The 11,681-nt window shown below is 62.4% G+C and carries 12 protein-coding genes; 1 reads left to right on the top strand and 11 read right to left on the bottom strand.

Annotation, left to right across the window (positions count from 1 at the left end; all coding sequences use genetic code 11):
• Positions 1–25: 25 nt before the first annotated feature.
• The 4 genes from HLUSI_RS0123420 to HLUSI_RS0123405 form a co-directional block, all read right to left on the bottom strand.
• The gene (locus HLUSI_RS0123420; RefSeq protein WP_016836253.1) at positions 26–1,258 is read right to left on the bottom strand and encodes a DUF2863 family protein; all 1,233 of its coding nucleotides are present in this window, start codon (positions 1,256–1,258) and stop codon (positions 26–28) included.
• A 74-nt stretch (positions 1,259–1,332) separates the two neighbouring features.
• Entirely contained in the window at positions 1,333–2,658 is a 1,326-nt protein-coding gene (locus HLUSI_RS0123415; RefSeq protein WP_016836252.1) for an MFS transporter, read from the bottom strand.
• A 99-nt stretch (positions 2,659–2,757) separates the two neighbouring features.
• Positions 2,758–4,128: a glucarate dehydratase gene (gudD, locus tag HLUSI_RS0123410; RefSeq protein WP_040503836.1), complete on the bottom strand. Its 1,371-nt coding sequence runs from the start codon at positions 4,126–4,128 to the stop codon at positions 2,758–2,760.
• 171 nt (positions 4,129–4,299) lie between these two features.
• Positions 4,300–5,340: a LacI family DNA-binding transcriptional regulator gene (locus HLUSI_RS0123405; protein ID WP_016836249.1), complete on the bottom strand. Its 1,041-nt coding sequence runs from the start codon at positions 5,338–5,340 to the stop codon at positions 4,300–4,302.
• Positions 5,341–5,514: 174 nt separating this feature from the next.
• Between HLUSI_RS0123405 and HLUSI_RS0123400 the strand changes: the two genes are divergently transcribed.
• Positions 5,515–6,102: an SRPBCC family protein gene (locus HLUSI_RS0123400; RefSeq protein WP_238534071.1), complete on the top strand. Its 588-nt coding sequence runs from the start codon at positions 5,515–5,517 to the stop codon at positions 6,100–6,102.
• A gap of 36 nt (positions 6,103–6,138) precedes the next feature.
• Here the strand turns inward: HLUSI_RS0123400 and HLUSI_RS0123395 are convergent, their stop codons facing one another.
• From HLUSI_RS0123395 to HLUSI_RS34715, 7 genes are all read right to left on the bottom strand, one after another.
• The gene (locus tag HLUSI_RS0123395; RefSeq protein ID WP_016836247.1) at positions 6,139–6,492 is read right to left on the bottom strand and encodes a hypothetical protein; all 354 of its coding nucleotides are present in this window, start codon (positions 6,490–6,492) and stop codon (positions 6,139–6,141) included.
• A 214-nt stretch (positions 6,493–6,706) separates the two neighbouring features.
• Positions 6,707–7,390 carry a glutamate/aspartate ABC transporter permease GltK gene (gltK, locus tag HLUSI_RS0123390; protein WP_016836246.1) on the bottom strand — a complete coding sequence of 228 codons (684 nt, stop codon included), beginning with the start codon at positions 7,388–7,390 and terminating at the stop codon, positions 6,707–6,709.
• A gap of 16 nt (positions 7,391–7,406) precedes the next feature.
• Complete coding sequence (locus HLUSI_RS0123385; protein WP_016836245.1) at positions 7,407–8,141, bottom strand: amino acid ABC transporter permease; 735 nt, start codon at positions 8,139–8,141, stop codon at positions 7,407–7,409.
• Positions 8,142–8,178: 37 nt separating this feature from the next.
• On the bottom strand, positions 8,179–8,748 hold the full coding sequence (locus tag HLUSI_RS0123380) for a carboxymuconolactone decarboxylase family protein (protein ID WP_016836244.1): 570 nt from the start codon (positions 8,746–8,748) through the stop codon (positions 8,179–8,181).
• A gap of 32 nt (positions 8,749–8,780) precedes the next feature.
• On the bottom strand, positions 8,781–9,686 hold the full coding sequence (locus tag HLUSI_RS0123375) for a glutamate/aspartate ABC transporter substrate-binding protein (protein ID WP_029363937.1): 906 nt from the start codon (positions 9,684–9,686) through the stop codon (positions 8,781–8,783).
• A 56-nt stretch (positions 9,687–9,742) separates the two neighbouring features.
• Entirely contained in the window at positions 9,743–11,065 is a 1,323-nt protein-coding gene (locus HLUSI_RS0123370) for an aspartate aminotransferase family protein (protein WP_016836242.1), read from the bottom strand.
• 80 nt (positions 11,066–11,145) lie between these two features.
• A complete protein-coding gene (locus tag HLUSI_RS34715; protein WP_269147438.1) occupies positions 11,146–11,277 on the bottom strand; it encodes a hypothetical protein in 132 nt (43 codons plus the stop codon).
• Positions 11,278–11,681 lie beyond the last annotated feature (404 nt).

Genomic DNA, 11,681 nt, shown 5'->3' with positions numbered 1-11,681 from the left:
AGCCACGGGCGCTTTGTTTGCGGCGCTAAACGGCTGAACCGTCGGCGTAGGGCTGGACATTGACGGCCTTGCCGGCGGCGTCGAACGCTTCCGCCAACGCCACCGATTTCAGGCCCATGGTCAGCAGCGCGTCGCAGGTGTCGTCGAGTTCGATCTGCAAATCACCGGCGCCGTTGAGCGGCTTCTCGGCGGTGGCGACGACGGTCTCGCCGTTGTAGATATTCACCCGCAACAACACTTCCCCTTCCATATCCACCGGCCCCATGACGGCATGGGTCTGCTGTGCATCGACGCCGCTTTCCTGCAGGCCGTGGTCGAGCTCCGACATCATCTGCAGCATGAAGTACTCGGCGATGCCGCGCTCCTTGCCGCCATGGAACAGATCCTGGTACAGGAAGTGCACGTCGAACTGGCGACCGTCGGCGACCAGGCAACGCTGCACCAGCGGCACGACCTTTTCGCTCCAGGCCTGGAAACGCTGCGCGCGCACCGCGAAGTAGGCGTCCATGGCCGCTTCATCTTTTGGAATCGTATAGAACGGATCGTCCGCGGTCTTGAGCGCAAAGCCCAGCAGGAAGCGCAACTCCACCGCCGTGTCGTCGGCGCCGAAGCGATTGGCCGGCCAGCTGCTCATGCTGCGGTTGATGGCCGGCGTTTCGCTGATCTTCTTGTCGGTCATGGCGGCGTAGGCGTCGCGCACCATGGCTTCGAGATGGCTGTAGGTGATCGCGTCGATTTCGTCGAGGTGATAGGCGTAGCTGACCAGCACCACCTTGGCGTCGGCGCTTTCGAGCTGGGCTTCCTTGAGGCTCGCCGTCAGCTCGGTGAAGGCGTCGGCGTCGCGGAAATTCTGCTCCGCATCGAGGCCGCCGATGGTGCGCACGAACATCGGGATGACGAAGGCGTTGACTTCATAGCTACGCTCGTTGCGGGTGAAGAAGACGGTCTCGGCGGCTTCCTCGATTTTTTCGCGCAGGTAGGGATAGGCCTCGGCTTCCTGGTCGCGCGCGCGTTCCAGCGCTTCGTACAGTACGTCGTCCTGCTGCTGGCGCAAGCTCTTGGTGATGATGCGGTGCAGGTCGCGTTGCTTGGCGGGCAAGTCGGGCGAGGCTTCGTCCTCGGTCGCCAGTTCAACCGCGAGGTTGGCCAGCTTGTCGACCAGTGCTTCGTCGAGATCGTATTCGGCCGGCACCAGGGAAGGAGCGGAAGGAATGGAGGTGCTGGCGGCTTTGCCGGCGGGGCGCTTGCTTTTGGACATGGCTGGAATGCTTGTGGAGAGAAGAGGCGGACATTGTAACAAGTCCGCCCCTCCATCACCTTCAGACCGCGCCCTCAGACCGCCTTCTTGCCCGATGTCCGCGCCAGGAACACCAGCCCGGCGGCAATCACCGAAGCCGCCGCCAAGGCATACAGGCCGCCCTGGATCGAGCCGGTCTTTTGCTCCAGATAACCGAAGGTCGCCGGCGCGAAGAAGCCGCCGAGGTTGCCGATGGAATTGACCAGTGCGATCACGGCGGCGGCGATGCGTGCGTCGAGATAGGCTTGCGGGATCGGCCAGAACAGCGACGAGGCCGCCTTGAAGCCGATGCCGGCGAAACAGATCGCGACAAAGGCGAACACCGGGCCGCCGGTGGTCGAAGCGAACATGCCGGCTGCGGCGATGATCAGCGTCGCCGCCACCCACGCCTGCTGATGGCGGAAGCGCGCGGCCAGGCTGGCGAAGATGTACATCGCGACGATCGAGATGATCCACGGAATCGAATTGAACAGGCCGACCTGGAAGTCATTGAAGTGGCCCATCTTCTTGATGATGCTGGGCAGCCAGAAAGTGGCGCCGTAGATCGTCAGCTGGATGGCGAAATAGATGAAGCAGAACAGCAGGATCTGCGGATCCTTGAGCAGGCTCCATGACGACACGTGCACCGGCTTGCTGGCCTGGCGTTCGCGTTGTTCATGCGCGATGATGGCGGCCAGGCTGTTGCGCTCGTCGTCGCTGAGCCAGGCGGCGTCCTGCGGGCGCGAATCGAGGCGGCGCCAGACCACGAAGCACAGCAGCACCGAGGCCAGGCCTTCGATGATGAACATCCACTGCCAGCCGTGCAGGCCGCCGCCTTCGATCTGCAGCAACGCACCCGAGATCGGGCCGGACAGGATCGAGGCGATTGCCGAGCCGCTCAGGAAGACCGCCATCGCCTTGCCGCGTTCGCTGTTCGGCAGCCATTGCGTGAAGTAATACACCACGCCCGGGAAGAAACCGGCCTCCGCCACGCCCAGCAAGAAGCGCAGGATGTAGAACGAAGTCTCGTTATGGACGAAAGCCATCGAGGTCGCCACCACGCCCCAGGTCAGCATGATGCGCGTGAGCCAGGCCTTGGCGCCGAACTTCTGCAGCAGCATGTTGGACGGCACTTCGAAGATGGCGTAGCCGATGAAGAACAAACCTGCGCCGAAGCCGAACGCCGCCGTGCCTATGCCGAGATCGGTCGCCAGGTGGGAGCGCACGAAGCCGATGTTGACGCGGTCGATGTAGTTGGCGATGAACATGATCACGAACAGCGGCAGGATGCGCCATTTGACCTTGTCGATGGCGCTGGCCAGCGGACCGCTTGCCTTGCCGTCGGGATGTGCGGCGTAGGCCGCAATATTTTTATCACTCACTTGCTGTCTCCTTGAGGTTGTCGCTGCGGCCGTCGTTGCGGCCTGTGCGATCTTCATTGCGTTTTTATTGTTGTGATGCCGGTGATTCGTCGTGGCCGCCTACCTGACCAGGCAAGGTTTCTTGTTGTCGAACTTCCAGCCCGGGATCAGGTATTGCATGGCGATGGCGTCGTCGCGCGCGCCCAGGCCCTTGGCTTTGTAGAGCGCATTGGCGGCCAGCACCTGCTCCATGTCGATCTCGACGCCGAGGCCTGGCGCGGCCGGCACGTCGACCATGCCGCCGACGATCCTGAACGGCTCGCGCGTGAGGCGCTGGCCGTCCTGCCAGATCCAGTGCGTGTCGATGGCGGTAATCTTGCCCGGCGCGGCGGCGGCCACTTGCGTGAACATCGCCAGCGAAATGTCGAAGTGGTTGTTGGAATGCGAACCCCAGGTCAGGCCCCACTCATTGCACAGTTGCGCCACGCGTATCGAGCCCTGCATGGTCCAGAAATGCGGGTCGGCCAGCGGGATGTCGACCGATTGCAGCCGGATCGTGTGGCCCATTTCGCGCCAGTCGGTGGCGATCATGTTGGTGGCGGTCTGGAGGCCGGTGGCGCGGCGGAATTCGGCCATCACTTCGCGGCCGGAGTAGCCGTTCTCGGCGCCGCAGGGATCCTCGGCATAGGCCAGCACGCCGTGCTGGTCGCGGCACAGGCGGATCGCATCCTTGAGCAGCCAGCCGCCGTTGGGGTCGAGCGTGATGCGCGCCTGCGGGAAACGTTCGTGCAGCGCGGCTATGGCTTCGATTTCATCCTCGCCGCGCAGCACGCCGCCCTTGAGCTTGAAGTCGTTGAAACCGTAGCGCCGGTAGGCCGCTTCGGCCAGCCGCACGATGGCCTCGGCGTCCATGGCTTTTTCGTGGCGCAGGCGCTGCCAGTCGTCGGCGTTGTCGGGTTCGCTGTGATAGTCGAGGTCGGTGGCGTTGCGGTCGCCGACGTAGAACAGGTAGCCGAGCATTTCCACCTTGTCGCGTTGCTGGCCTTCACCGAGCAGGGCCGCAACCGGCACGCCGAGGAATTTGCCGAGCAGGTCGAGCAGCGCCGCTTCCACCGCCGTGACGGCGTGGATGGTGATGCGCAGGTCGAAGGTCTGCAAGCCACGCCCGCCCGTATCACGGTCGGCAAACGCCGTGCGGGCGCGGTTGAGGATGCCCTGCACATTGCCGATGGACTGGCCCACCACCAGGGTGCGTGCATCCTCCAGGGTCTGACGGATACCCTCGCCGCCCGGCACTTCGCCGACGCCGGTGTTGCCGGCGCTGTCGGTCAGGATCACGATGTTGCGCGTGAAATAGGGACCGTGCGCGCCGCTCAGGTTGAGCAGCATGCCGTCGCGGCCGGCGACCGGGATGACCTGCATGGCGGTGACGACGGGTGCAGAAGAGCCGGATGAATTCGACAGTGTGGACGTGTTGGACGCGTTGGACATGATGAGCCTTGTACTGAGATCGGGGAATGCACGAGGTTGAAATTGGTACCGCTACCAATTCCGATTAACGCAAATGGTAGCGGTACCGTTTCAGGCTGTCAATCGGTTTGCCGCGACGTTGTCAAATGGGAAATATTGGAAGAAAGCGGGAAGATCGGGCGGCAGGAGCGCTTACACGCTTTGCCGCTCAATGATGGTGAACCCGATGTCGTGCACGCGTTCCGGCACTTCCCGCCCTTCCGCCCGCTCGATGATGAAGCGCGCGGCGGCCTTGCCGATGCCGGTGCCGTCGATGCGCACGGTGGTCAGTTGCGGATGCAGGTCGCGCGAAAAGCTGAGGTCGCCGAAACCCATCAGCGCCAGTTGCGACGGGATCGCGATGCCGCGCACCTGGGCTTCGATCATGACGCCCATGGCGAGGATGTCGGAGCTGCAGAAGATGGCGTCCAGGTCAGGCTGCGCCTGCAGCAGCTCGGCCAGTCCCTGGCGGCCCTGGCCCAGCGTGGTCGGCGCGGTCACATGATGCATGGGCAAGGGCGCCCTGCCCTCGTGCATGCCCAGCGCCACGCACTCCTGCGCAAACGCATTCATGCGCCGCTGGCTGCGCTCGTCGCGCCCGCCCACCACGGCGACCTTCTTGCGTCCGCGCTGATGCAGGTAGCGCGCCACCTCGCGGCCGATGGCCTCGTGCGAAAAGCCCACCAGCATGTCGATGGGCGTGGGCGTCAGGTCCCAGGTTTCCACCACCGGGATGCCGCTGGCCAGCAGGCGCTTGCGCGACTCCGGCGAGCGCATGATGCCGGTCAGCACCACGCCGTCGGGACGGCGGCCGATGATGGCTTCGAGCAAGGCGTCTTCGCGCGAATTCTCGTAACCGCTCTGGCCCAGCATGAGCTGGTAGCCGGCGTCGGCCAGCGCTTCGGTCAGCGACTGCACGGTTTCGAGGAAGATCGGCCCGACGATGGTCGGCACCACGGCGGCGACCAGGCGGCTTTTCTTGGAAGCCAGGCCGCCGGCCAGCAGGTTGGGCACATAACCAGTGCGCTCGACGGCGTCGCGCACTTTTTTCAGGACGGTCTCGGACACCGCATCCGGCGTATTCAGTGCCCGCGAGGCCGTGATCGGCGCCACGCCGGCCAGCCGGGCGACGTCGCGCAAAGTCAGCCCGGCGCCCTTGCGGCCCTTGCGCACGACAGGTGCAGGGGCGGTCATCGGAACGTCAGGTGAAGGTGCTGGAATGGCGGGAATCGAAGGCTTCGTCATGGCGCGATTCTAGCATTGCCGAAATGGTACCGATACCACTCCCTGGCGTGATGACATTGCGCCATCGCCAGATTCGCGTAAGCTCCCGCTTGCATATTGATGAACTGACCACCGGAAATCCCTTTGCGACTCTTTCTGCTCTGCTCACTTGTGGCGCTGTCCGGATCCGCTTGCCTCGACGCCGGCGCGCAAACCACCGCCGGTGAACCCGACATCAGCGTCGTCATGAACCACGCCAAAGGCTATCCGCTGTTTGCAGTGACGGCGAAGATGACCGCGAATGCCGATATCGCGCGCAGCTGGAAGGTGCTGACCGACTACGACCGGCTGGCCGAATTCGTCCCCAACCTATCCAGTTCGCAAGTCCTCTCAAGCGAAGGCAACGAGCGTGTCGTCACCCAGAATGGTTTTGCCCGATTCCTGTTCATCCGGCAAAACATCGACCTGGTGCTGCACGTCACCGAACAACCGATGGAGGCCATCGACATCCGCCTGGTGAGCGGCAACATGCGCGAATACCAGGCGCGTTGGGAACTGCAGGCAATCTCGCCGATGCGGCAACCGGAAGACGGCGGACGCACCCGCATTTCCTACGCCGGCATCATTGCGCCCGGCTTTTATGTGCCAACGCTGTTTGGCGCAACACTGATGAAGCGCGACCTGCGCAACATGCTCAACGCCGTGAAGGCCGAAATGGAAAAGCGGCCCTGAGGCCGCTTTCGCTATCGTGATGAAGAACCGATCGCTTCAGACTATTCCAAGTATCGAATAACCGCCGTCGCACAAGGCGTCGTAGCAACGCGTGCAGTGGTCGCAAAACAGGTGCGAGCGTTTGACCTGATGGCGGCGCAGCACCAGTTGCAGCGCGACGCCTTCGCAGTGCGGGCAGGTCTCACGCATGGTGCCGACCGGAATCGGATCGGGTGCGAGGAACATGCCGTTGTCGAGCACCATGCCTTCCACCACTTCGCGCGGATCGATTTCCAGCAGGGTGATGTCGAGACGCTCGCGCCGGCGGTGCGGCCGGGGAGGAAGATTGACGCCGATGGCGCTGGCGTGGATGGCTGAACGGTCTTCCGTTGCGAAAGATGCAGGACTCATTACCGTGCTCCTTGAGGTCAACAGATAAGTGCGCTGTTTTTCTGATGGAATACTCAATCTAGTCAAGATAAAGACCAAGTGCAAGGTCGAATTCAGAATAGTTTTTGAATCCTGTTTTATAGATCGATCGTTCGATGTTTTAGTAGAAAGATTGTCGAGAATCACGTCGCCCAACCTACCCGCCGCGAGGATGCCTGCCGGCATTGTCTGTCTGCTACGCGGTCGCTTTTTTCTGGAAGCGTTTGACGCACAGCGACACGCTGAAACAGATCGCGAAATACACCGCGCCGGCGAAGAACAGCAGCTCGATGATGCGGCCGTCGCGTTCGCCGATGCCATAGGCGCGGCCGAAGAAATCCGCCAGCGCGCTGACGTACACCAGCGATGTGTCCTGGAACAGGATGATGCCTTGCGTCAGCAGCAGCGGCACCATGTTGCGGAACGCCTGCGGCAGGACGATCAGGCGCATCGTCTGCGTATAGGTCAGCCCCAGTGCGAACGCCGCCGCCAGCTGGCCGCGCGCCACGCTCTTGATGCCGGCGCGGATGATCTCGGAATAGTAGGCCGCCTCGAACAAGGAGAACGCCACCAGCGCCGAGATCATGCGCAGGTCGTTCGACGCCGACAGATGGAACACCTTCTGCAGCAACTGCGGCACGATCAGGAAAAACCACAGCAGCACCATCACCAGCGGGATCGAACGGAACAGGTTGACGTAGCCGCTGGCGAACCATTGCAAGGGCTTCGACGGCGACAGCCGCATCATCGCCAGCAGCGTGCCCCAGACGATGCCGAACACGATCGCCGTGGCGGTGATCTGCAGCGAGATCGCCATGCCGTGGCCGAGCACCGCGACTGCCGCGGGCGTGATGGAACTGAAATCGAACTGATAACTCATGATCGCGCGCCCTCTTCTATTTTCCGCCGCCGAAACCCGGCAGGGCGAGACGCCCTTCGAGCCGGCGCATCAGCGCCATGACCGTGATGTTGATCAGCATGTAGGTCAGCGTGACGGCGATGAAGGCTTCATACGGCTGCGCGGTGTAGTCGACCAGCTGGCGTCCCTGCGCGGCGAGCTCCAGCAGGCCGATGGTGGAGGCCACCGCAGAGTTCTTGAAGATGTTGAGGAACTCCGACGTCAGCGGCGGCAGGATGATGCGGAACGACATCGGCAACAGCACATGGCGATACGTCTGCGCCAGCGTGAAGCCGATCGCCAGGCCGGCGTTCTTTTGTCCGGGCGGCAAGGCGCCGATACCCGAACGCACCTGTTCGCACACGCGCGCCGCCGTGAAGAACCCCAGGCACAGCATGGCGGTCACGAACTGCTGCGCCAGCGGACTCATGCTCTTGATGTCGTCGCCGATGCCGAACGGCAGTACTTCAGGCATGGCGAAATACCAGATGAACACCTGCACCAGCAGCGGCACGTTGCGGAACAGTTCGACGTAAGTCGCGGCCGCGCCGCGCAGCCAGCGATTGGGCAAGGTGCGCATGATGCCGAGCACGGTGCCCAGCGCCAAGGCGAGGCACCAGGCCGACAGCCCGAGCGCCAGCGTCACCGACAGACCCGACAGCAGCCAGTCGGCGTAGGTCTGGTTATCGGCGGCCTGGTGGAGGAAGACGCTCCAGTTCCAGCGGTAGTCCATGTGGTGTTCTCAGGAGAGGATCGAATGCCGGCAGCGCTCAGGCCGGCGGTGGTTCAGGGAAAGGCAGCGATGCCTGGCCTTCGGCGCGCATGCCGAACACGTTGAGCGTCATCGCCACCAATGCGTAGTAGCCGAGCAGTCCGATCAGGTTGACCACCACCTTGATGCCGAACAATTCCAGCGCGCGTGCATAGGTGGCATCGGTGACGCGCTTGCGCTGGCCGAGCTCGCTGGCGAAGGACCAGATCACGCGTTCGTCTTCCAGCGCAAACATCGGCGTCTCGCCGCGCCGGATCTGCTCGGCGACCTCGGCCGACAGGCCGGCGTCGATCGCGATCGGCAGGTGGATGTACCACTCGGCCTGCGACTGCCATTGCTGCGCAGTCGCCAGGATCGCCAGCTCGGACAAGCGCAGCGGCAGGCCGGTTTCATAGCGGCAGTAGGCGCCGAGCTTTTGCGCCAGCTGGCCGAATTCCGGACTGTGGATCCAGCTCACGAACGGCCCGTTGAGATTGCCGCGCGGACCCGACAGGATGTCGTCGAGCAGCGCTTTCTGGTCCGGCGTGGCGTGGGCTGCGTCGAAGACGGGCAGGCGTGATTGGCTCATGTGGTTGCTCCGGGAGGGATAAAGCGCTCAGCTTAATCCATGGGCTTGTCGCTTGGATTGGCATACAGCTTTTTGACGTCTTCCGGCATCGGGAAATTGAAGCTGATGTTCTTCGGCGGAATCGGGAAGGTGAACCACTTGGCGTACATGCGATTGATCTCGCCGCTCTTCATCAGGCCGCTCAATGCACCGTCGACCAGCTGCTTGAATTGCGGATCGTCCCTGCGCACCATGAACGCATACGGTTCTGCACCGAAAGGATTGCCGGTCAACACCCAGTCATTGGGCTTTTGCGCAGTGGTACGGGCTCCTGCCAGCAGAACGTCATCCATCACATAGGCCGCCACGCGACCCGATTGCAGGATCAGGAAGGCTTCGCCGTAGTCCTTGGCACTCTGGATCTGCATGTTCATCTTGCGGCGCTCGTTGAGCGTGCGCAGCAAGCGTTCCGACGTGGTGCCGGCATTGGTGACGACGGCCTTGCCGGCGAGGTCGGGGAAATCCTTGATGCCGCTGTCCTTGCGCGTGAGGATACGGCTGCTGGCGACGAAGAAGGTGGTGTTGAAGGAGACTTGCTGCCAGCGATCCTTGAGGTTGCTGGTGACGCCGCATTCGAGATCGATGGTGCCGTTCTGCAGCAGCGGCGTGCGGTTCTGCGAGGTCACCGGGATCATGCGCACTTCCAGGTTGGGCAGGTTCAGTTTCGCCTTGACCGCGTCGATGGCCTTGTTGCACAGGTCTTGCGAATAGCCGACCACCTTCTGGTTTTCATCGTAGTAGGAAAACGGAATCGAGCTGGTGCGGTGACCGATGGCGATGACGTTGCCGTCCTTGATCTTTTGCAGCGTCGGACCGAGACCGGCGTCGGCGGCGTGCACCGCGCTCGCACAGGCCAGCGTGGACAGCAATGCAAGCAGCGGGTGGGTAAATCGTTTCATGGCGCTTCCTCTCCTGAAGATATAGATGGGTGCTGCTTGATGTTTGTTTTTCTGATTCAGACGAGCGCTGCATCGATCGCCGGCGCCAGCCGCTCAACCATGGCGTCGATGTCGGCGGCAGTGCTGATGAACGGCGGCGCCAGCAGGATGTGGTCACCATTTTTGCCGTCGATAGTGCCTCCCATCGGATACACCAGCAGACCACGCTTCATGGCTTCGGCCTTGACACGGGCATGGGTGCGCAAGTCGGGGGACAGTGGCAGCTTGCTGCTGCGCTCGGCCACCAGCTCCACGCCCACGAACAGGCCGCGGCCTCGGATATCGCCCACATGCGCCTGGTCGCCAAACGCCTGGCGCAACTCGCTACGCAACTGTTCTCCGCGCTGGCGAACGTTTTCCAGCAGGCGCTCTTCCTGAATCGTTTTCTGTACGGCCACGGCCGCGGCGCATGCCGTCGCATGACCGATGTAGGTATGGCCATGCTGGAAGAATCCCGAACCTCGCAACACGGCATCGTAGATGTGGTCGCTGCAAATCATGGCGCCTATCGGCTGGTAGCCGGCGCCGAGCCCTTTTGCAATCACGACGATATCGGGTACGACGCCATCCTCTTCGCAAGCGAACAGATAGCCGGTACGGCCCATGCCAGACATGACTTCATCCAGAATCAGCAACACACCGTATTTATCGCAGACCGCCCGGATCTTGCGGAAGTAGTCCCCTACCGGAGGGACTGCACCGGCTGTTGCGCCAACCACCGTTTCGGCTACGAAGGCGATCACCTGATCGGCGCCGAGGGAAAGAATCTTCTGTTCCAGTTCATCGGCCAGGCGTTGTACATATTGCACATCACTTTCGCCGTCGGCGCGGTTGCGATAGGCGTAGCAGGGTGAGACGTGGTGCGCCTCGATGAGCATCGGCATGAACATTTCGCGACGCCATGCGTTACCGCCGATGGCCAGCGCGCCGAGCGTGTTGCCGTGATAACTCTGGCGGCGCGCGATGAAATGGCGACGCTGCTTTTGTCCGCTCTCGACGAAGTACTGGCGCGCCAGCTTGAGCGCCGCCTCGACCGCCTCCGAACCGCCCGACAGGAAATACACATGATTCAGGTCGCCCGGCGCGGAGGCGCTCAACTCGTCGGCCAGCTGCTCGGCGACGGCCGTGGTGAAGAACGAGGTGTGCGCGTAAGCCAGCTCGTCGATCTGCTTGTGGATCGCCGCCAGCACGCGCGGATGGCCGTGGCCCAGGCAAGACACTGCCGCGCCGCCGCAGGCGTCGAGGTAGCGCTTGCCCTTGCTGTCGATCAGCTCGATGCCCTCGCCCGCCGTGGCGACCGGCAGGTTGATTTTCGGATAGCGATGGAAGACGTGTGTCATGAAGCTGGCCTTGTGCGTTCGAATTGGGGCCAACTATAAATTGAAAGAAATGCTTTTGCAACGTTTGTTGCATAAATATTTTATATTGCATTTGCCGCGCCGCCGCAGGCGTCGAGGTAGCGCTTGCCCTTGCTGTCGATCAGCTCGATGCCCTCGCCCGCCGTGGCGACCGGCAGGTTGATTTTCGGATAGCGATGGAAGACGTGTGTCATGAAGCTGGCCTTGTGCGTTCGAATTGGGGCCAACTATAAATTGAAAGAAATGCTTTTGCAACGTTTGTTGCATAAATATTTTATATTGCATTGGTGCGCCGCACCGTAAATCCGCACCAAACCGGATCGCCATGCCGGGCGCCGCCACATGACGCACAACCTGACGCGCAAGCCCGTACCGCCGTGACGTTACCGGCGCATCAGGGAAATCGAAAGGAGGGAAATCGCTGCCGCAACAGTTGTTGCAACATAATCCGGCCGGGCAAACTTACTTGCCGCCAGCCTTCACGTAAGCACCGCTCTGGTACAGCTCTTCCTCGGCGTGCTCAAGGCGCTTGACGGCCTTGTCGTCGTCGAGCGAGATCACCAGTTCGATCAGGCTTTCCGCCACCGCGACGGCGGCC

This window comes from Herbaspirillum lusitanum P6-12 (assembly GCF_000256565.1).
Classification (GTDB): Bacteria; Pseudomonadota; Gammaproteobacteria; order Burkholderiales; family Burkholderiaceae_D; genus Herbaspirillum; species Herbaspirillum lusitanum.
The sequence above is the reverse complement of the archived record's forward strand: the minus strand, read 5'-3'. Positions and strand labels throughout refer to the sequence as shown.